Origin of the sequence: Yersinia ruckeri ATCC 29473, assembly GCF_000754815.1 — a bacterium.
Lineage (GTDB): Bacteria > Pseudomonadota > Gammaproteobacteria > Enterobacterales > Enterobacteriaceae > Yersinia > Yersinia ruckeri.
On the sequence record NZ_KN150747.1, the window covers coordinates 2,963,131 to 2,984,770 of the forward strand.

Below are 21,640 nucleotides of genomic sequence, written 5' to 3' on the forward strand. Positions count from 1 at the left end.
TCTTAGTACGGCGAAACGTTAAGGAAGAACCGCTGCAACCAGCCCATGTTCTGCGCTTCATTGATATAACCATTACCCACGTATTCAATACGTGCATCTGCCACCTGAGTGGACGTCACCGTATTGCTGCCGCTGATGGTGCGCGGATTCACAACCCCGGAGAAGCGGATAAACTCGGTTCCCTGATTGATTGCAATCTGTTTTTCACCGACAACGTGCAAGTTACCATTAGCCAGAACCTGGTTTACCGTCACGGTAATCGTACCGCTAAAGGTGTTGTTGGCATTGGCCCCACCTTTGCCGCCGAAGGAATTATCACCGGAGATATCCATATCTGCACGGGCATTGCCCAGCAGCCCTTCCAGGTAGCGCGGCGCTGTTGCTACACCAAATTTACTGGAGCCATTACGGCTGGCATTGGCCGAGGAGCTTTTGCTGGCACTGACATTTTCCTGCAAAGTAATGGTCAGTGTGTCACCGACATTACGAGGGCGACGGTCTTCAAATAACGGCTGGTAGCCATAATTCATCGGCTGAACAGCCTGAAAGATTGAGCCATTCGGCAAGGGCGCACTCGCTGGCGCGGGTTGCGCAGAGGTGGTGCCATCCACCAGTGGTTTATGCGGAATATACGCACAGCCATTGAGCAGCAGCATCGCCATAGTTGGCGCACAAACCCATCTCAATCCACCTAACGTTCTGAACGGCGAAGTATCCATCTCTGATTTTATTACCTATAACCAAGGGGGTAAGTGAACTTGAACCCCAAAAAATCAATCGGCTTCACGCAATCAGGGGGCAATCCTGCCCCCCGAAAACGGTCTTATAGCTGGGTCAGTTTCTGTAGCATCTGATCCGAGGTTGTGACTGCTTTACTGTTGATCTCATAGGCACGCTGGGTCTGAATCATATTGACCAGTTCTTCCGCCACATTGACGTTAGACGTTTCAACATAGCCCTGATACAGCAAGCCCGCGCCATTCAGGCCCGGCGTACTTTCATTCGGTGCTCCTGAACTGGCGGTTTCCTGATACAGGTTTTCGCCCACGCTTTCCAAACCGGAGTCGTTGATAAAGGTGGTCAGCGTCAACTGGCCGACCTGCTGGGCGGCGGTTTGCCCTTGCTGGGTCACGCTGACAATACCGTCACGCCCTACCGTAATGCTCAAGGCGTTAGCCGGGATAGTGATGGCAGGTTGTACCTGGAAACCACTGGCAGTGACTAATTGACCATTCTGATCCATCTGGAATGAACCATCGCGGGTATAGGCGTTGGTACCATCAGGCAACTGCACCTGAAAGAACCCCTGCCCTTTGATGGCGATATCTTTACTGTTATCCGTCTTCGACAAGTTACCCTGACTATGTAACCGCTCAGTGGCGACCGGACGAACACCAGTACCTATTTGCAGACCAGAGGGTAGAGTCGTCTGCTCCGAAGACTGCGCGCCCGGCTGACGCATGGTTTGGTACAGTAAATCTTCAAATACCGCACGCTGGCGTTTAAAACCGTTAGTGCTGACGTTTGCCAGGTTGTTGGCAATGACATCCATATTGGTTTGCTGGGCATCCAAACCGGTTTTGGCAATCCATAATGATCGGATCATCAGTGTATTCCTCTGCGCCTGGGCGCTTAGCTCATTGCTAACAGTTGATTAGCACGCTGTTCATTCTCATCCACGCTGTGGATGACTTTCATCTGCATTTCAAAACGACGGGCGTTGGCGATCATATCGACCATGGTTTCCACCGGTTTGACGTTACTGCCTTCAAGAACGCCGGGCATTACTTTGACCAGCGGATCGTTTGGCAGCGTTGCGCCACGCTGCTGTAGGGCAGCTGGCGTCAGATGGAATAAACCATCATCACCACGATTCAGTTCATTGCCTTGTGCCTGAACCAGCTTTAACCGACCGATCTGCGCGATAGTGTTCGGCGGATCGCCCGCATTCAGCGCCGAGATGGTGCCATCAGCCGCGATGGTCACTTCAGCCTGTGGCGGTACATCAATCGGACCGTTATCGCCCATTAACGGATAACCTTGCACCGTCATCTGGCCATTAGCAGCCACCTGAATGTTACCGTTGCGGGTATAGGCTTCAGTGCCATCTGGCAGTTGTACTGCCATAAAGCCGTCTTGCTGTAACGCCACATCCAGCGGACGACCGCTGAAATTCATCGGTCCTTGACTCATGTCCGCGCCGGGTGTGGATGCGGTCACCAAAGTGCGTGTCGCCATACTCGGCCCGTCAATAGGCACGGCCCGTAGCGCAGATAACTGCGCCCGGAACCCCGGCGTCGAAGCATTGGCCAGATTGTTCGCGGTAACGGCCTGCTGTTCCAACGTCTGCCGGGCGGCGCCCATCGCGGTATATATTGCGTGATCCATGCTGCTATCCCGTTAGCGCGATTAACGCAGGTTAACCAAGGTCTGTAAGATCTGATCCTGGGTTTTGATGGTCTGGGCGTTGGACTGGTAGTTACGCTGGGCCACAATCATGTTCACCAGTTCTTTACTCAGATCCACGTTAGAAGACTCCAGCGCACCACTGGTCAGGGTACCGAAACCACCGCCACCCGCCGTGCCAATAATAGCCGCACCCGAAGAGCCCGTTTCTTTCCACACGTTGTCGCCTTGTGGAGACAGACCTTCAGGGTTGGCAAAGTTGGTCAGAACGATCTGGCCCAACAGTTGTTTCTGCTGGTTGGAGTAAGTTCCGACGACAGAACCGTCTTTTTCAATTTGGAAGCCAGTGAATTCACCTGCGGCATAACCGGTTTGAGTTTGAGCAGAAACGCTGTCACTACCCGTATTCTGCTGCATGGCACCCGCCATATTCAGCGCAAAACCAGCAACATTGGCATCAGCGCCATTCAGTGCGCCCATCGGAATATTCAGGGTGAAAGGTGCCGCACTTGCCGCCCCAGCGGTATCTTTGGTGCCGGTCAACACACCTTCGTTATTAAAGTTCATGGTGCCGCGTTTTGCTGCTGCTGCGGGATCAGCAGGATCGAACGGTTTAGCCGGATCAGTCAGTTTAGCGCTGGTATCCTTGGAATACACATCCCAAGTATTGTTAGCCGTTTTAACGAAGTACATGCTGACAACGTGGCTATTACCCAGACTATCAAAAGTCGTGATGTTATTTACGAAGCTGTAGGTATCAGGCTTGTTTGGATCGAAGGTCTTGGCAGCATCGATCACATCATGGCTGGAGTTCAAATTGACCACCATAGTCCCGGCGGTGGTGGCTTTCGCAGCGATCATACCTTGTGGAATCGTCAGCGGAACCGGGTTGGCACCCTGCTGAACTGTTGGCGGTGTCCCTGTCGCCGGGTAGCCGGTAAGATGCAGACCCTGTTGGCTCACGATGTTACGGTTTTCATCCAGTCTAAACTGGCCGTTACGGGCGTAAGAAATACCGCCGCTACTGTCTTCCAAACGGAAGAAACCGCTTTGGCTGATAGCCAGATCCAGGCGGCGGTTAGTAGTGGTTGGCGTACCGTCGTTAAAGTCTTGGGTGATACCAGCCACTTTTACGCCCATACCGGTTTGAGAACCGGCAAACATATCAGCAAAGGAAACAGAACCTGACTTAAAGCCGGATGTCGCTGAGTTGGCAATATTGTTACCGATAACATCCAGGTTGCTGGATGCGGCGTTTAAGCCACTGACTGCTTGAGAAAAACCCATGTTGCTCTCCGTTAAGATTCGAGGCGTTGATACAGCATCAAAACGCCGGGTAAATGAGAGAACCAAATCACTGTCTGGCCCACTGCTTTAGCTAAACTGCTTTCCGTGCGCGAAGCAGCGGACTTACAGGATCTGACGAACCTCATCCATCGTGACGGTGCCACGCGTGCCGAGATCCAGTTTGGTACCGTCAGCACCTTTGGTGACAGCGTTAACCACCCCAAAGGTCAATGCCGTTGCAGCCAGAGAGTCCACACCGCTACTCGCCGCGATACTCACGGTGTAAGCGCCATCCGGTGCGTTACTCCCGTCTTCCAATTTGCCGTCCCAGGTAAAGACATGAACACCCGCCTTCAAACCGCCTGGGAATTCGATGGTTTTGATCGCCTGACCATTAGAGTCACTAATGGTTGCCGTGACTTTATCTGCCCCACGCATCAATTCCATACCAAACGGCGTGGTGCTGATTTCGCCATCTTTCGAACCGGCCAAAATACTGTTGCCCGGCACCATAACGCCGTGGCCCAACAAGGCACTGGCTTGCAAGGATTGGTTGCTATCGATCTGACCGGAAATGGAACCCAGCGTCGTATTCAGTTTTTCAATACCCTGAACCGTACTGATCTGCGCCAACTGACTAGTCAATTCGTTATTCTGTAGCGGATTGGTCGGATCCTGATTTTTCAACTGCGCCACCAATAGTGTCAGGAAGCTGTTCTGCATCTCTTCGCTGCTACCGGCTCCGCCGAGGGTTTGTTTGGTCTCAAGCTTGGCTGACGTATTGGGGATCGTGTTATCCAGGCTATCGTTCATTGAGCTAGAAATTGCCATTATTGCCTCCGGTTATTGACCTAATGTCAGCGTCTTGAGCATCATGGATTTGGTGGTATTCAACACTTCCACGTTGGCCTGATAACTGCGGGAAGCGGAAATGGTATTGACCATCTCACCCACCACATCAACGTTGGGCATACGCACATAACCTTTGGCATCGGCTAACGGATTACCCGGCTGGAATACCAGACGGTCCGGTGACGTATCCTCAACAATCTGCGCAACGCGCACACCGCCCGTTTCCTGAGCACCCTGATTGGCAACCTGAAATACCACCTGCTTGGCGCGGTACGGTTGGCCGTCCGGCCCGGTCACACTATCGGCATTGGCCATGTTACTGGCACTGACGTTCATCCGTTGGGACTGCGCGGACAACGCGGAGCCGGCGATATCAAAAATATTCAGTAAAGACATACGCCTTATCCTTGTTGTAACACTGACATCATCCCTTTGATCTGACCGCCAAGAATGGTCAAATCGGTTTGATATTTCAGGCTGTTATCGGCGAAATTGGTACGTTCACGGTCCATATCTACCGTGTTGCCGTCCATCGAGGGTTGGTCTGGAACGCGGAAAAGCAGATCCAGATCCGGCGGCTGAATATTTTGTGCCGGAATATGGCGGGCTGCCGTCAAACTGAGTGACATCCCGCTGCCGTTGACACGCCCTTGCTCCATGACTTTTTGCAATTGACTGGAGAAATCGATATCACGAGCCTGAAAGCCCGGTGTATCGGCGTTGGCAATATTGGCAGACAAAATTTCCTGCCGCTGAGCGCGAAGATTTAGCGCCTCTTGTTGAAAGCGCAGAGCACCGTCCAGTTTGTCGAGCATTACCCCCCCCGCGAGGTTAGAATTTGGAGTCGACAGCATAAACGCCGTAAGGGAAAGCCCATCGCCAGAATAAAGGCTAAATGCGTCGCTATTTATCCCCTTAACCCATTTCAGCTACAGGTACACTAGACGCAAGAATTTAACTGGCTGGGATCGCACCGACAGCATCCGAGTTTGGGGGAAAGGTAATGAAGGAATACGCTAATATCACGCTGGCATTAGCATTGCTATCGGCGGGAAATGTGCAGGCAGCCGATCTGGCCGGCCAGATTGACCAATTCTTTCGAAACCAGTTCCCAGCAGAAACCCGTCAGGTTCAGGTGAAGATCAAAACACCACAAAATCAGTGGCCAGAATGCGAAAACCCAGAACTCAGGTTACCAGCCAATGCGCGGCCTTGGGGAAATGTCAGTTTGTCGGTACGTTGCGGTCAGCAGCGTCGTTTTTTGCAGACTCAAGTGCAGGTGAGCGGAAAATATCTGGTGGCAACTCGCCAACTCGCCGCAGGTGAAAAACTCACGGAAAAAGAGATGACCTATAAAGAAGGTCGTCTGGATACCTTGCCACCGGGAGCGCTGCTCGATGCGCGGTTTGCCAAGGGAACTCTGGCTTTGCGCCATATTAACGCAGGGCAGCCCCTCACCCGTACGATGCTCCGGCGCTCGTGGGTCGTGAAAGCGGGTCAGGCGGTTCAAGTCGTCGCTGAAGGCGAAGGCTTTAACGTTAATAGTGAAGGCAAAGCGATGAACAATGCGGCGTTGCAGGATAATGTCCGGGTGCGTATGGTATCGGGCCAGATTGTCAGCGGCACCGTGGGTGACGATGGCGTAATTCGCATTATGTTATAGTCGTTAAAGTTTTTTCTATCATTGCCGATAACCACTAACAAGCAGTTATTCGCGGGCAAATTAGCGTCAATCCCGCCACCAGTTTGCGGGTCACTAATCTAAATCCCGCTATGAAGGGAGTAACACCATGAGTATCGATCGCACTCAGCCACTATTGCCAGTCAGCCCAGTGCAGCCGCGTGAAACCCATGAAGCTGCACAACAAATGCGTAAGTCTGCGCAGGCTAAAACACCGGTCAGCGGCACACAGGTCAAACTGAGTGATGCCCAGGCAAAGCTGATGCAGCCCGGTAGCCAGGATATTAACGTAGAACGTGTAGAAACCTTGAAACAGGCAATCCGTTCCGGTCAACTGACCATGGACACCGGCAAAATTGCCGATGCGCTGCTTAAAGACGCTGCGGATTATCTTAAAAATAATTAACGATAAAAGGATAAGTGGCGGTGGAAAGATTACAGACCAATCTGGATCAGCAGCTGGAGTGTTTGGATTCACTGTGTGCGGTACTCGCTGAAGAACAGCGTTTACTGTGTGACGGGCGGATTCACGGCGTGGTTCTGCAAGGAGTAACGGAGCAAAAAAGTTCGTTATTAGCCACTTTGGATTATCTGGATCAAAGCCGTTTGACGACCGAAACTGCGGTCAGAATCAAAGCGCCTTACCAGCAAGCTCCTGCGCTGGCGGAACGCTGGGAACGTATGATGCAAAAAGCCGAAAAGATGCGTTATACCAATATGCACAATGGTTTTTTACTGAATCAGCATATTAGCTACAATACTGAAGCGCTGAATATTCTGAACACACGCCATGGTAAATCGTTGTATGGCCCCGATGGTCAATCTCGCGGTGCCAGTTTGTTAGGGCGTAAAATTGGTGTTTAAAGCTTTACCGCGGTTGAGCCATCACCACGATAAATCTTCCTCATTACAGGGTTTTAATGTCTTGATTTGACAACGGTGATGGCGGTTATTACCGGTCACCGTTGAAGATGATTGTTTCCTTTTTTTCCCTTCTTTCCCTTCTTTCCTTTCTATCCCTTCTTTCCTTTCCGCCTTCACTGCTTTATTTTTCAAAAAAACTATCACTGATAATTCACTATTACCTGATTACTCATTACCTGTAACGGTGGATTCACTCGCCCCTGCCCTTGAATCAGATAGACAAATGTCATCGGGCTGGCGGCTGATTCTCCAGCAAGCCCACGACTTTGACCACTGTCACTATCCAGAGCGATACAACGACTCGGCGTACACAGTTTCACCAGCAAACCGCTTGGCGCAGCGGAAAGAAACTGGATACGCCAACTGACTGAAACAATACGATTCGCTGGCGTCACATTAGGACCGACCGGGTGTAAGGGAGCAGATGAAGTCGGTACGCCACGTAACCCTTGCGTTACACCGATATTATCAGCAACCCAAGCACCCGAAGCGCCCTGAGCCAACCACGGCAATCCGAGAAGAACGACCATCATGCTGTGGCGAATACCCATTAAGCCGCTCCAATGGTAGATGTCATACGAATTTGGCGGTTATCACCGATCTCTAGATTGGATAGCACCACCATCTGCGGCAGACTACGGCGCAGGAATCGAGCCAATAATGCGCGTAATGCGTGGTTAACCAATAACACTGGCGGAGCACCCAGCATTTCCTGACGCTGTAGTGCCTGTTTAGCCTGTTCCAATAGACGATCAGCCAAACCCGGCTCAAGACCACCACCGCCTTGCAAAGCTTGTAGCAACAAACGCTCCAGTGCCGCATCCAAGCCAATAACCTGAATCTCACCGGTGCCAGGGAACCACTGTTGGGCAATGGAACGTCCCAACGCCACACGGACTACCGCTGTCAATTCGTGCGGATCGGTTTGTGTCGGCGCATGTTCTGCCAACGTCTCAATGATGGTGCGCATATCGCGAATCGATACTCGCTCAGAGAGCAGATTCTGTAGCACTTTATGGAAAATGGTCAGTGATACCACGCCTGGAATAAAGTCTTCGGTCAGCTTCGGCATTTCCTGCGTGACACGCTCCAGTAACTGCTGAGTTTCCTGACGACCAAACAGTTCGCTGGCAAACTGACTGATCAGATGGTTAAGGTGAGTTGCTACCACGGTACTGGCTTCGACCACGGTAAAGCCCTGAATTTGCGCCTGTTCACGCAAGGCGCTTTCAATCCACACGGCGGCCAGGCCAAAGGCAGGATCTTGCGTTGCCTCGCCAGGTAAGGTGCCAACGGCATTACCTGGGTTAATCGCCAGCCAACGCCCCGGATGTGCCTCACCGCTGCCAATTTCAACCCCTTTCATCAGGATACGGTAGCTGGCTGGCGGCAGTTCCAGATTATCGCGAATATGCACGACTGGCGGCAAATAGCCCATTTCCTGGGCAAATTTCTTACGAATACTGCGGATACGCCCCAACAGTTCGCCGTTTTGCTGGAAATCGACCATAGGAATCAATCGGTAACCGACTTCCATACCGAGGGGATCTTCCAACTGAACGTCAGACCAAGTTGCTTCTGTCGCTTGTTGTTGATCCTGCACCACCGGTTGTTCAACCACCGGTTGCTGCTGGGTCTGTTTACCACGCAGATGCCAGGCCAAAGCCAGCAATGCCGCCGTAAACAGCAGGAAGACGAAGTTCGGCATCCCCGGCACCATGCCCAATAACCCGAGAACGCTGGCACTCAGCACCATCACGCGGGGATTATTGAACAGTTGGGTCACCATCTGCTGACCCACGTCTTGATCGGTACCGACGCGAGTCACTATCACACCGGCGGCGGTGGAAATAACCAACGCAGGAATCTGTGCAACCAGACCATCGCCGATAGTCAGCAAGGTATAGGTTTCTGCTGCATGGCCGACAGCCATATTATGTTGCATGACCCCGACCAACAAGCCGCCCACCACGTTAATCACCATGATGAGTAGCCCGGCAACCGCATCGCCACGAACGAACTTACTGGCACCGTCCATCGAACCGTAGAAATCCGCTTCCTGCGTGACTTCAGAACGACGTTTTTTGGCTTCATCCTCACCGATCAATCCGGCATTCAGATCGGCATCGATAGCCATCTGTTTACCCGGCATACCATCCAGGACAAAGCGCGCGCCCACTTCGGCGATACGCCCAGCACCTTTGGTGATAACCATAAAGTTAATCACCACCAAAATGATAAATACCACTATACCGATGGCGAAGTTGCCGCCGACCAGGAAGTGGCCAAAGGCTTCAACGACCCGCCCAGCTGCTGCGGCACCGGTATGGCCATCCATCAGGATGATACGGGTTGAGGCTACGTTGAGCGATAGACGTAATAAGGTGGAAAACAACAAAATGGTCGGGAATGCAGCAAATTCCAGCGTGCGTTTGGTAAACATCGCGACCAGCAATACCATGATGGACAGTGCGATGTTAAAGGTAAACAACAGATCCAGAATGAACGGCGGTAATGGCAAAACCATCATCGACAGAATCATTAATATCAGGATCGGACCGGCAAGTACCTGCCACTGCGTGTCTTTAAAATTGCCCGGTAAACGAAGCAGGGCGGCCAAGTTAGCCATTAGTATCACTCTCTCCAGCAAAATCCAGTGCGTCCGGCACTGGCAGATGTTCAGGTTTCTTAGGAATCAGCCCACCTTCCCGTTTCCAGCGTTTTAGCTGATAAACCCAGGCAAGGACTTCAGCCACTGCAGCATACAGCGTGGCCGGAATATGCTGCCCGATCTCGCTATGTCGGTACAGCGCACGCGCCAATGGCGGGGCTTCCAGCATCGGAATTCGGTGTTCAGCGCCCAGTTCGCGAATACGCAGGGCAACTTCTCCCGCACCTTTGGCCAAGACTTTAGGCGCGCTCATTTTGTTCTCGTTATATTGTAATGCCACTGCATAGTGAGTCGGGTTAGTGACAATCACATCGGCCTGGGGTACATCGGCCATCATTCGCCGACGAGCCATTGCCCGTTGTTGCTGACGGATTCGTCCCTTAACATGGGGATCACCTTCCTGATCTTTGAATTCATCGCGAATTTCCTGTTTGGTCATACGCAACTTTTTGATGTGACTCATAATTTGGTAGAACACATCAAAACCCACCATAGGCGTTAACCCCAACACCACGATAAAACCGCAAAACAAAATCAGATGCAGTGCATCCCCTAAGGCGGCAATCGGTGGTGCGGCAATCAATCGCAGCATATCGGGCCAGTAATGCCATAAAAACATCCCGGTGACCCAGCCCACCAGGGTTGCTTTCAGAATCGCCTTCAGTAATTCAGCCAAAACTTGCGAAGAAAACATACGTTTCAACCCGGATATCGGGTTCATACGTTTCAGGTCAAACTTGAATGACTCACCGCTAAATGCAATACCACCTAATAGCATCGGTACCGAGATGGCGACCAGAACCAGTCCAATAAAGACGGGCAATAGCGCCTTGACGGTTTGCATCAGCAACATACCAACCTGCCGTAGCATCTGCTTTTCATTGCCAATAACACCGTGGTTGAATTGCAGTCCCTGAGCAATCATGGCGGCAAGTTGGCGGCCAATTGATTCACCAAAAACCCACAGGATCGACAAACCGGCCCCGAGCATCAGCATCGAGGTCAACTCTCGCGAGCGTGGAATCTGGCCTTTTTCTCGAGCTTTCTCCAGCTTATGAGCTGTGGGTTCCTCGGTCTTTTCCAGATCACTATCTTCAGCCACTGTGGGTCTCTCGGTTCAGCTTGTGCGTTCCTGTTATAAGACAAAGAAAATGACTGCCTAGCATGACAAAGATTCGCCGAGGTTATGGGCGGAACAAAGCTGCAATTAGGGGGTTATTTCTCGGATGAAGCGCGATCTTGAGCTGCCGTTTTAGCCATTTATGCCCTCTTCTTCTCCGCTCGCCAAATTCAACTATCGCCATAAACCAGCCGCCGTTATAGGAAAATACTTTATTTTATTTCTCTTGTTTATTTATTTCTCGGTTAAAAAATACATTCATATAATAAGCAAACTATCACAAGACTAATAACAGAAATAATTAAGCGCTATTTTTATAGAAAAATAACCGCCTCAGTGATATAAATTTAAAAAAGACCTCGCCATTAATGACATTGTCATAATGAGTACCCAATAAAAACAAGACCACTCATATATATTCACAAAGAAAATAAAAAAGGAAATAAAATGAAAAAATTTGATGTTACTTATGAAATTATAGATAACCAGAAAAAAACATTATCAATCATAAAATCCTCTGACACCATTATTGTCAGGATGCATCAAGGCAAAGCGTTTTTCCCAGTAATTAACAACGCAATAAAAAACAAGGCAATGGATTATCGCTTGGTGTTCAACATCGGCCCAGTCAATGTTTACGTGGTTCACGTTAATGGAAATGACAATGAAATCAATAAATTAAAGGATGATATTGCCAAAGAAAAAGATGTTCGCTTTGCTGGCTTAGGGTTTAAACCCGTAAACTCGGCAGATCCGATTATCTATACGGAAAATCTGTTCATTAAGTTTAAAGATGATAATTCAACGATAGACTGTGAGAACATCATTAAAAAAAACCACCTTTTTATCAAGAAAAAAATAGCATTTCTGAAAAATGCCTATTTCTTATCGGTAAAAGAAGACACTGGAGACGATATATTTTCTATCGTGGATAAAATAGCCGAAAACAAAGAAGTAGAAAACTGTCATCCGGAATTAATTCACAGCAAAGCAAATAAGGCTATTCATCCGAATCAGTGGCATTTAAAAAAAACCGTGGTCAGAACCGAAACGGTTATTGATGCCAGTGCCAACGTTGAGGCAGCACACACTATCACTATTGGTAATGGTGTAACTATTGCCATAATCGATGATGGCTTTGATATTCAGCACCCCGAATTTATGCGCGCAGGCAAAGTAGTTCACCCACGCAACTATGCTGGCCCCTACAATGATTACGATCCTATGCCCGCAGAGGGTGACCGACATGGAACCGCCTGTGCCGGTGTCGCCTGTGCAGATGGTTATTATGGTGCATCAGGCGTCGCCCCCGGCGCCCATTTGATGCCAATTCGTCTGGTTGAGGGATTAGGGTCATTTGGTGAGGCGCTGTCTTTTATCTGGGCCGCCGATAACGGTGCCGACATTATTTCCTGTAGCTGGGGGCCAACGGATGGTCTTTGGTATCTCCCCAACGATCCCAGACATAAAACTCGCGTGGAACTGCCAGCCTTTACCCGATTGGCGATAGATTACGCGGTCAAAAATGGTCGTAACGGCAAAGGATGCGTGATTGTCTTCGCGGCAGGCAATGGTAATGAATCAGTAGAAAATGATGGTTATGCCAGCTATGACAAAGTCATCGCTGTCGCAGCCTGCAATGATCACAGCACTCGCTGTATTTACAGCGATTATGGTCAGTCCATTTGGTGTGCGTTCCCCAGCGGCGACACAGCCAGCCCCACTGAAGCCCATCCAGCACCTCTTACCTCTGGCATCTGGACCACCGACCTACGCCATCAATATGGCTACAACCCAGGTTTGACTCTGACTGGCGATATCTTTGGCAACTACACCAACCGGTTTAACGGCACTTCCAGTTCCTGCCCTGGCGTCGCGGGTGTTGCGGCGCTGATTCTTTCTGCCAATCCCGATCTCGGCTATGCCGACGTCAAAACTATCATCCGCGACTCTTGCGATAAAATTGATCAGGAAAGCGGTCATTACGATAAGAATGGTCACAGCCATTGGTATGGATACGGCCGGGTGAATGCCGAAAATGCCGTTATTCTAGCCAAAAGCTGGAATACCGAAGTGAGAGGCGTAGTGTAGCCGTTCAGCGGGGAAAATGTGTTTAACATCAATTATCAGAGAAGGTAAAGGCCAGTTTTGCAGATGAGGGTAGCCCTCATCTGCAAAACGGCGTACAGGGTACGTCCGTGGCATTTATGCAATTCAAATTAACTCGAACTACTTTAACTAAAATTTAAAAATCGTCTTGATGACATTCAGCATATATTTAAGCGATTAGCTTTCCATTTATTATCTTATTTATATCAGCGTAGTGCTTTATGGTGAATTTGCCTATGTTTGTTTTTCTTCGTGTCTTTTAATTCATTACTTTGTAATAATTAAAATCCATATAAATAACTGTTCCTTCCCTCCCAAAAAAGAGGTAATAAAAGTCAAAAACTCACCCGACAGCAGTACTTCATAAGTAAAAAATAAATAGAGGAGCTATGTTAACTATAACTACGATAGATAGTGATATTTTTTATATGCATTCCCTACATTTATTACTGGATCAGCACTTTAAAAGTCAAAAAATTAAGGTTCACTTTACTGAGCCTGATTATGTGTTTTATTCAATCTCAGACCTGACATTTATAGCCGTCGATTGCGTAACTGATAATCTGCTCGCTTTACCATTTTTTAACTGCAGTTTTATAGGGACAACCTTCCTCATACTGAAGTGTGAGAATAACCAAAAACACGCTGATATTATACATTCCTGCATTAAGGATTTACCTATTATCTATCGGAAAGATAGAGCATCGGTTGTCATCGATAAGATTAGCAAGGCTTTTTCTTTGCACGAAAAAAGCACGGTTCCTGATGCAGACGTTACCCATAAAAAATGTCATCTATGTTTCCAGTATCAACTTGCTCCTCAGGAAAATAAGGTTATTAGGCTAATTGCTAAGGAATATACTCTGACGGCGATATCTTCCATAATGAAAAAAAGTATCAAAACAGTGTATGCTCAAAAAAAATCCGCGATGAACAAATTAGGAGTCAGCAGTAATTTTGAGCTTTATGCCTTTCTTCGTATCAACAGTAAGCTATTTCAGTAGCCTGGGTGAAAAAATTAATGTTACTCATATAACGTATTAAGTTAACAATGAGTGCCTCTGGAACCATGCAGTGATCTGCATGGTTATTTAAAGTCGAGTGATGTTACCGAGATTCCGCAGGCTGAACGGCGACCCGCGAAAAGCGTGGATCCTCTGGGAACAGACCCTGTGCTTCTTGATGTATACGCTTATATGATTCCATATCCTGTTGGTACTGCGCGATACTTAACCAAGTGGCATACACATTCATATCAATTCGCCGAGAGAGATAATCTTGAGCCCAATGGCGATATTCTTCAAGTAGACGGGGATCCTGAGTCCGATTAAATACCAATAATGAATACATCTGTTTATCGTAATGCCAACGTTCGCTATTAACCCATGGATCAAACTTTATGGCTCGACGTGCCGGTTCAATATCCACCCAGTGATTACGCTCTAAGGAGGTTAAAGCCAGATTAGCATAGAGGGCACCACCCGATAGCACCATCACCCCTAGCGAAATCGCCAGGATTGCACCACCAAGAAATGTACTTATTATCGGTGACAATGAACGCCATTCTGAAACAGTACTAACTTGACGATCCAACTGTGCGAATAACAGTAAAAATATCACCCAATGTGCGGCTGAAAGGCTAAAAGGATATTCCGTTTGGGTATGTAACAATATAGGAATGAGTACAAATGTCAGTGCAATGTTGAAGTCAACAACCTGTTGATTTAGCCCTTGCGTTTGGCGGCTCTGTCTCCAGACTTGCCACCCTAGCCGGGTGCCTGCAAAAATCAGTATCAATATTCCGATGGCAGCAACAACGCCGCCTTCACTCCACCATAGCAGTATCTCGTTATGAGGATGACGGACAACATCAAGGCCTGAAGTAGATAATCCCTGGGCCAACCGATAGTGTTGAAAATTGTACTCAAACCCGCCATAGCCCCATCCTAACCAAGGTTTTTCAGCTATCATCCTCAGGGTATCGTGCAATATTATCAGACGGGCATGGGTAGATGCCGTATGTTCAATGTTTTCAATTGCGCCCCTATTCTGCAACAGAATAGCGAAAACCATACCGAGTACGATCAACCCTGAAGCGATTAAAGTCTGTCGCTTATCCGTTCGGTATCCCAGCAGCAAGAGCATGGCTCCCGCAATCCCCCCGCCCAGCCAACCAATCCGTGACTGTAACCACACTAAGAGTACAGAAAAAAGAACCAATATTAACCCTAATAAACATTTTCGGCTTCGCTCCAATGTATTACGAGCCAAGGCAAAGCCGGGTAACAAGAACAATAGCAATACCAGAGCCAGACCTGTAGCAATAAAGCTGGCTAGCACATTCACCTGCTGAAATACACCATAAGGACGATTTTGTACTATAGGATAAACGAACCAAGCAGGTACGTAATCGGGTGCAATAAACTGCAATAAGGTAATAGAGGCTTGAACTGTTACTGCCCCCAATACGCCATATAACACCCACGAAAACCATCGGTGTGATAGGCCAGATTGTAACCATGAGAGATAAAAAACCACACCGGTAGCCAGTCCAAGCCAACGGGAAAATGCGGCATCACGCCAATGTGGGGCGGTATACAGTAACGGGATCGCCAGAATCAATACGCCCAATAATATCCAATGAGACGTGACGGTAAAATGTATAATTTTCCGTGCCGGCATAGTTAACCAGAGGGTTGCCGTGATTGCGGCAATCACTCCACAAGTGATGATATTTTGTGGCAATTTCAGCCCACTACCGCCCATATTTGGCAAATAAATCGGCATAATAAATATCAGCCAAAATAACAATATCCCCAGAGTAATCAGACTCCAGTCATGGTAATTTCGATGTGTATTTTTTTTCTGATGATAACTCATGTAACAACATAGCCTCACTCTGTTTCTAAAACTCTACAATTACCTATATTTACGGCACCTTACGGATTATTGTATCGTTTTTTGACATTAAATACGTTATGCGTCTTTTACTTTACAATAAAATAGTATTTTCATCTAATTTAGAATTATAAATTAGTGATTGGCTTTTCATTTATTATCTTATTTATTCCAATGCAGCCTTTTGTGGCGAAAATGTACCGAAATAGTTTTCATCCTTTCTTTTAACTGACTATATTGCAATAATCTACCTCGGTGAAAAAGATTGCAAATTTGTATATTTATCCACCAGCACGGTAAATAAGGAATATCAAGTGAAACTGAATAAAATTGTATTAGGTATTACTTTAGTTTTTGGGATTGCAGCTTTTTCTCAAGCAGCAACTGACCCTACTGCCGATCTTGGCCACGGTACCGTAACTTTTACCGGATCTATTATTGACGCACCATGTTCTATTGACTCTGGAACTATTGACCAGACCGTTGACCTAGGCCCGGTATCTAAAGTAGCACTGGATAATAAAGGAACCTCTACACCAAAAGATTTCAAAATTAAGTTGGAAAAATGCAACATTGGCGATAAAGGCAAATCTGTTACCGCCAAATTCACCGGTGCTGAAGGCAATACTACAGGTTTACTGGGTATTACCGGCACAGCAGCAGGTGCTAGCGTCGTCATGAAGGATGGTAAAGGCGAGCTAATTGAATTAGGTAAATCAAGTGATGCGCAAAAATTGCAGAATGGCAATAATACGCTGCTATTCTCTGCCTATTTACAAGGTAATGGCGCTTCAGGCGGTGTGGTACCTGGCGATTTCTCAAGTGTAGCCAACTTCACCCTTGATTATCAATAAAATCATTATTTTTCATGCATGTGGGATTTCTCACATGCATTTCGTTCTAATTTAATACTGAAGAGCCTGGATATGTATATAACATTAAGTCGTTCTACGCTCCTCCTATTGTTGAATCTGAGGTGTATAACCCAAGCTAGGTCTACGATTATTAAAGCAGGGAGTGCTATAGGCACAGACAGCGATGGCAAAAACATTAATCTTGACGCTCTGAGGGTGGGTTATATACCCAACAATAGTCAATGTCAGATACGTCTATTTTCGATTCGCTTGATAAATTCCATTTTAGAGAGAATTGATACGTTATTAGCTGACTGGCTACGGTTGCAAATTACCCTTGATGGTGGTCATGGTGCTGGATTATTTCCCACTGTAGATAATTATAAATATATCGATCTGCAACTTACTGATCAAAAAAGGTGTTTCGCAACGTAAAATATACTGTCACCTATCGTTAAAATAGACTCAAAAGAGGTGCTAATACATTAGTAACTTACGGAAAACAACTAAATTACATTGTAATTTTCTGTGGGAAATACCTCTGCTGTAAGATTAAAACTAGACTATTACTGATACTGCATGATGGTATAGTCATTACTCTAGAGATACAGCGGATCTTTTTTGTCAATATTATCGAAATTGGCATTATATAAAAAGGTCTGGTAATAATGATTTTATTTTACTTTAAGCCACTGCCTTTGCACCTACTTATTTTAGGGGTGATCATTAGTTATATTGTTAGCGGGACGATCTCAGCCCAGGCGACTGAGTTTCAATTTAATACTGATGTATTAGACATAAACGACCGCAAAAATATCGATTTAGATCTTTTTTCCCGCAGCAATTACATTATGCCGGGTAATTACCTCATGTCGGTACAGATGAATAAACAAGACCTGTCAGAACAGTCAGTAGTTTTTTATACCCCCGAGGGGGATGCCAATGGCAGTGAAGCCTGTATTAGCGGAGAGTTGATGGAGCAATTTGGCTTAAAACCGACGTTAAAAGAGCAGTTGATTTGGTGGCATCAAGGGCAGTGCCTGGTGATCTCAAGCCTGAAGGGGATGACCGCCAAGGGAGACTTAGGTGCCGCCACGCTCTATCTGAATATTCCACAGGCTTACCTAGAATACGCCTCGGATGATTGGGATCCGCCTTCACGCTGGGATAACGGCATTCCTGGAATACTCCTCGACTACAACTTCAACGGCCAAACGCAGCAGCAACTTGAACAGGGTACCCAAGATTACAGCTTGAGTGGTAACGGTACGATGGGAGCCAATCTGGGTTCTTGGCGTTTACGTTCAGATTGGCAGACCCAAATCAAGCACCAAACTGGGTCCGGGCAGCCTACACAGACGTCTTGGGATTGGAGCCGTTATTATATGTATCGGGCAATATCACCTCTAAGTGCCAAACTGACCCTCGGTGAGGATTTTCTCAACTCCGATATTTTTGACAGTTTCCGTTTTACCGGTGCCAGCCTGGTTACCGATGACAACATGTTGCCGCCAAACCTGCGTGGCTACGCGCCTGAAGTGACAGGTGTCGCTCGCACCAATGCCAAAGTGGTCATCAGCCAGCAGGGGCGGATTTTGCAGGAAACCCAAGTGGCCTCCGGTCCATTCCGCATTCAGGACATCGATAACTCCGTGTCCGGGCAATTGGATATCCGGGTAGAGGAACAAGATGGCACTGTGCAAATATTTAAGATGGATACGGCCAGTATTCCTTACCTCACGCGGCCAGGCACGGTGCGTTACAAGCTGGCGGCGGGTCGCCCCTCAGATTGGAAACACAAAACCAATGGCCCAACATTTGCCACTGGCGAGTTCTCCTGGGGGATCAGCAACGGCTGGTCGCTGTACGGCGGCAGCGTGCTTGGGGGGAATTATAACGCCCTGGCGGGGGGCGTAGGTCGTGATCTGATGGTGTTTGGGGCAATGTCATTTGATATCACGCAATCTCGCGCAATATTGCCCCAATACGACACGGCGTTGACCGGGGGGACTTATCGTCTGAGTTATTCGAAACGTTTCGATGATTACGATAGTCAGCTCACCTTTGCCGGTTACCGCTTCTCGCAACAGAACTATTTGAGTATGAGCGAATATCTGGATGTACGAACTCAAAGTATACGCTCCCAGAATAGTAAAGAGATGTATACCACTACCTTTAGCAAGCAATTTAGAGACTTAGATCTGAGTACATATCTGGATTATAGCCTCCAGACTTATTGGAACAGGCCGTCTAGCGAACGCTATAACCTGACGTTGTCACACTATTTTGATCTTGGCCGCGTCAAGAATTTAAGTGTGTCGATGACGGCATACCGCAACAGTTTTGATGGCATCAATGACGATGGCATGTATCTGTCTTTATCTATGCCGTTTAGTAGCAGCGGTTCCCTGAGCTATAGCAGCAGCCTGGATCGCAACGATAACACTCATCAGGTCAGTTACTACGACCGGGTAAATGAGCACGATAACTATCAAATAAGTTCCGGTGTTTCTCGCCGTGGGGCAACCGCCAGCGGTTTTTACAGCCACCAGGGGGATATTGCGCAAATCAATGGCAACGCCAGTTATCAGGCCGGACGTTACTCATCGGTGGGAATGTCATTACAAGGGGGAGCAACAGCTACCCTTGAAGGCGCGGCGTTGCATCGCTCAGGCACTATCGGCGGCACGCGGATATTGCTAGACACCGGTGGCGTGGCCGGGATCCCGATCCGTGGTTATAACGCAACCACGGAATCTAACCGTTTCGGCAAAACCGTTGTTACAGATGTGAGTAGTTACTACCGAAACCGGATCAGCATTGATCTGAATAAATTGCCAGATAACGCCGAAACGACGCGTTCAGTGGTGCAGGCCACCCTGACGGAAGGCGCGATAGGCTATCGCCAATTTGAAGTGATTTCTGGCGAAAAAGCCATGGTTGTTATCCGTCTGGCTGATGGCTCAGCGCCACCATTCGGTGCCACCATTATGAATAACAAACAGCAAAGTGTCGGCATTGTGAGTGATGACGGTAACGTTTATCTGAGCGGTATCCGCCCCGGTGAATCAATGCGTGTTCACTGGAACGGCGGGGCGCAGTGTGAAGTGGCGTTACCTGATTTGATCTCGAACATTAACCAGACTGATCTACTACTAATCAGTAAGAACTGAGATATTCCGTTTTGAACAATGTCGATTTTATCTTGTCGATGATCGGACTAGAGGTATGCCACTATTCAGTACGATAAAAACGATCAAGAAAATTGTTGCCAATAATGATTTGAAATGTAACAACGAAACTAATGTCTATTATTTTTCTCAACAAAAGCAGAATTCATATGGTCAGGTTACAATGAATGGTTTGTTAGCTTACTGCCCATCCAATAGAAAAATTAGTTGCGCCAATTACTATATAAATAAATATGAAAATGAAAATGAAAATTAACATGATAAAATACAAGAAACAAGTCGCTTTACTTTTTTTGGCCGTATCATTACTGATTACATTTTTCACATGGGATTATATAGCGACAAACCAAGGATTTGAGTGCCACGGGCAGATGAAGAGAAAACTGTTCGTCAATAGTACATGTAATAAAAACAGTATATTTGATGTGTTTTTTTCTATGCAAAACAATGGGGAAGGTTATCTATTGGTGTCAGGGACTTATTCATGCCACGATTCTGAACAAACCTCAGTAGATGGAATGATTAGATTTAAGCATAAAAAGGAAGGGAGTTATCATTCGATTGACTTTGATAATAAAAATAAAGAATTAAGTGAAATTTTTGATGTACTTAATTATGACAACATAAAAATAAAGATAACTGAATTATCTAATAATGATTATATTATTAGCACACCAATTGAAACTATCATGGTATGTTCCAAAGAGTAAGCTGGTAGCTTCTACTGGAGCGGTGCTGCAAGTAGCCTGCGAGCTAAGGTTATCCGTCATATGTTCAAGAATGACCTAGACAGAGGCTGCTCGCCATCAAAAAATACCAGATATACTCTTCATACCTCAAATTGCCAATGCGTCGACTTTCATTATCCCCACAGTCATTGACCTACCGAAGCCTATTTTCGGTTCTGTCATAATAATCCCTTTAGTGACATTGAATGCTAAACACTGGCTTTGCAGATGAGGGTAGCCCTCATCTGCATAGTGCATTTACTTTTGGTCTAAAAACCTAAGCTATCCAGTAAATCATCAACCTGATCCTGGTTTGCAATCACCCCAGCACCGTTTTTATCCAACTGAGGTCCATTAAGTAGGCTATTGGCTGGCTGAGGTTTTGCCGTTTGTTCCGGAATATTCTCCATCAACACCATCAATAACTGTTTCTCAATTTCCTGTACCACGTCCATCATGCGCTTGATAACTTGACCAGTAAGATCTTGGAAATCCTGCGCCATCATAATCTCCAACAATTGAGCGTTGGTGAAAGAGGTATGTTCCGGTACCAAATCCAGATAATCGCGGGTATCAGTAACCAATGAGCGGGCATCAGATAATTCAATGGGATTGGCAAACCATTCATCCCAACGACCTTTTAGCGCCTTAGCCGATGATTCCAACTCATTCTGACGTGGTTGAGCCGCTTCAACGCAGTTTAGCGCACGTTCTGCCGCTTGTGCCGTCATATGAACCACATAATCGAGACGATCGCGCGCATCCGGAATGGCTTCTGCCGCTTGAGCGATTGCTTGATCCAGCCCCAGTTCTCGCAAACTGTCGCGCAACATACGCGTCAGATTGCCAATCCGGCTAATTATATCACTGGCTGATGCCGCATCAGTTGCGGGCATTGGATGGTTATTCATCTCGCCTC

General features: G+C 47.4%; 20 protein-coding genes. 8 read left to right on the forward strand and 12 right to left on the reverse strand.

Annotated features, from left to right (window positions below; genetic code table 11):
- Positions 1-2 precede the first annotated feature (2 nt).
- From flgH to flgB, 7 genes are all read right to left on the reverse strand, one after another.
- On the reverse strand, positions 3-719 hold the full coding sequence (gene flgH / locus DJ39_RS13270) for a flagellar basal body L-ring protein FlgH (protein WP_038242024.1): 717 nt from the start codon (positions 717-719) through the stop codon (positions 3-5).
- A 104-nt stretch (positions 720-823) separates the two neighbouring features.
- Entirely contained in the window at positions 824-1,606 is a 783-nt protein-coding gene (gene flgG, locus DJ39_RS13275; protein WP_004720726.1) for a flagellar basal-body rod protein FlgG, read from the reverse strand.
- A 26-nt stretch (positions 1,607-1,632) separates the two neighbouring features.
- On the reverse strand, positions 1,633-2,388 hold the full coding sequence (locus DJ39_RS13280; RefSeq protein WP_004720729.1) for a flagellar basal body rod protein FlgF: 756 nt from the start codon (positions 2,386-2,388) through the stop codon (positions 1,633-1,635).
- A 21-nt stretch (positions 2,389-2,409) separates the two neighbouring features.
- Positions 2,410-3,693: a flagellar hook protein FlgE gene (flgE, locus tag DJ39_RS13285; protein ID WP_004720730.1), complete on the reverse strand. Its 1,284-nt coding sequence runs from the start codon at positions 3,691-3,693 to the stop codon at positions 2,410-2,412.
- Between the two features lie 123 nt (positions 3,694-3,816).
- Complete coding sequence (gene flgD, locus DJ39_RS13290) at positions 3,817-4,524, reverse strand: flagellar hook assembly protein FlgD (RefSeq protein WP_038242029.1); 708 nt, start codon at positions 4,522-4,524, stop codon at positions 3,817-3,819.
- A 12-nt stretch (positions 4,525-4,536) separates the two neighbouring features.
- Complete coding sequence (gene flgC / locus DJ39_RS13295; protein ID WP_004720734.1) at positions 4,537-4,941, reverse strand: flagellar basal body rod protein FlgC; 405 nt, start codon at positions 4,939-4,941, stop codon at positions 4,537-4,539.
- A 5-nt stretch (positions 4,942-4,946) separates the two neighbouring features.
- Positions 4,947-5,360, reverse strand: a complete 414-nt coding sequence (gene flgB / locus DJ39_RS13300; protein WP_004720736.1) for a flagellar basal body rod protein FlgB — start codon at positions 5,358-5,360, stop codon at positions 4,947-4,949.
- 188 nt (positions 5,361-5,548) lie between these two features.
- Between flgB and flgA the strand changes: the two genes are divergently transcribed.
- The 3 genes from flgA to DJ39_RS13315 all read left to right on the forward strand — a co-directional run bounded on the left by flgA (position 5,549) and on the right by DJ39_RS13315 (position 7,090).
- A complete protein-coding gene (flgA, locus tag DJ39_RS13305; RefSeq protein WP_004720738.1) occupies positions 5,549-6,208 on the forward strand; it encodes a flagellar basal body P-ring formation chaperone FlgA in 660 nt (219 codons plus the stop codon).
- Positions 6,209-6,335: 127 nt separating this feature from the next.
- Positions 6,336-6,632: a flagellar biosynthesis anti-sigma factor FlgM gene (gene flgM, locus DJ39_RS13310; RefSeq protein ID WP_004720741.1), complete on the forward strand. Its 297-nt coding sequence runs from the start codon at positions 6,336-6,338 to the stop codon at positions 6,630-6,632.
- 14 nt (positions 6,633-6,646) lie between these two features.
- Positions 6,647-7,090, forward strand: coding sequence for a flagella synthesis protein FlgN (locus DJ39_RS13315; RefSeq protein ID WP_004720743.1), 444 nt, complete (start codon positions 6,647-6,649; stop codon positions 7,088-7,090).
- 200 nt (positions 7,091-7,290) lie between these two features.
- On the opposite strand, the gene DJ39_RS13320 is transcribed toward DJ39_RS13315, so the two are convergent.
- Genes DJ39_RS13320 through flhB form a run of 3 tightly spaced genes read right to left on the reverse strand, consistent with a single transcriptional unit; the run spans position 7,291 to position 10,923 of the window.
- Entirely contained in the window at positions 7,291-7,701 is a 411-nt protein-coding gene (locus tag DJ39_RS13320) for a flagellar protein FlhE (RefSeq protein WP_038242036.1), read from the reverse strand.
- Positions 7,701-9,779: a flagellar biosynthesis protein FlhA gene (gene flhA / locus DJ39_RS13325; protein ID WP_038242039.1), complete on the reverse strand. Its 2,079-nt coding sequence runs from the start codon at positions 9,777-9,779 to the stop codon at positions 7,701-7,703. Before flhA ends, DJ39_RS13320 begins: the two co-directional genes overlap by 1 nt.
- Entirely contained in the window at positions 9,772-10,923 is a 1,152-nt protein-coding gene (gene flhB, locus DJ39_RS13330) for a flagellar biosynthesis protein FlhB (RefSeq protein ID WP_004720749.1), read from the reverse strand. The genes flhA and flhB overlap by 8 nt, the downstream gene beginning before the upstream one ends.
- Positions 10,924-11,388: 465 nt before the next feature.
- Here flhB and DJ39_RS13335 point away from each other — a divergent pair, with 465 nt between their 5' ends.
- Both DJ39_RS13335 and DJ39_RS13340 read left to right on the forward strand, forming a co-directional pair.
- Positions 11,389-13,032 carry a S8 family peptidase gene (locus tag DJ39_RS13335; protein ID WP_004720751.1) on the forward strand — a complete coding sequence of 548 codons (1,644 nt, stop codon included), beginning with the start codon at positions 11,389-11,391 and terminating at the stop codon, positions 13,030-13,032.
- A gap of 407 nt (positions 13,033-13,439) precedes the next feature.
- Positions 13,440-14,054 (forward strand): helix-turn-helix transcriptional regulator, encoded by a 615-nt coding sequence (locus DJ39_RS13340; RefSeq protein WP_038242043.1) that lies wholly within the window; start codon positions 13,440-13,442, stop codon positions 14,052-14,054.
- 103 nt (positions 14,055-14,157) lie between these two features.
- On the opposite strand, the gene DJ39_RS13345 is transcribed toward DJ39_RS13340, so the two are convergent.
- On the reverse strand, positions 14,158-15,930 hold the full coding sequence (locus tag DJ39_RS13345; protein WP_004720754.1) for an O-antigen ligase family protein: 1,773 nt from the start codon (positions 15,928-15,930) through the stop codon (positions 14,158-14,160).
- A gap of 332 nt (positions 15,931-16,262) precedes the next feature.
- On the opposite strand from DJ39_RS13345, the gene DJ39_RS13350 reads away from it, so the two are divergent.
- The 3 genes from DJ39_RS13350 to DJ39_RS13370 all read left to right on the forward strand — a co-directional run bounded on the left by DJ39_RS13350 (position 16,263) and on the right by DJ39_RS13370 (position 20,703).
- Positions 16,263-16,802 (forward strand): fimbrial protein, encoded by a 540-nt coding sequence (locus tag DJ39_RS13350; protein WP_004720755.1) that lies wholly within the window; start codon positions 16,263-16,265, stop codon positions 16,800-16,802.
- 668 nt (positions 16,803-17,470) lie between these two features.
- Positions 17,471-19,975: an outer membrane usher protein gene (locus DJ39_RS13360; RefSeq protein WP_004720758.1), complete on the forward strand. Its 2,505-nt coding sequence runs from the start codon at positions 17,471-17,473 to the stop codon at positions 19,973-19,975.
- A 263-nt stretch (positions 19,976-20,238) separates the two neighbouring features.
- Positions 20,239-20,703, forward strand: coding sequence for a hypothetical protein (locus tag DJ39_RS13370; RefSeq protein ID WP_038242052.1), 465 nt, complete (start codon positions 20,239-20,241; stop codon positions 20,701-20,703).
- Positions 20,704-20,990: 287 nt separating this feature from the next.
- Here DJ39_RS13370 and cheZ read toward each other — a convergent pair whose 3' ends face one another.
- Positions 20,991-21,632 (reverse strand): protein phosphatase CheZ, encoded by a 642-nt coding sequence (gene cheZ, locus DJ39_RS13375; RefSeq protein ID WP_004720764.1) that lies wholly within the window; start codon positions 21,630-21,632, stop codon positions 20,991-20,993.
- Positions 21,633-21,640: the final 8 nt, after the last annotated feature.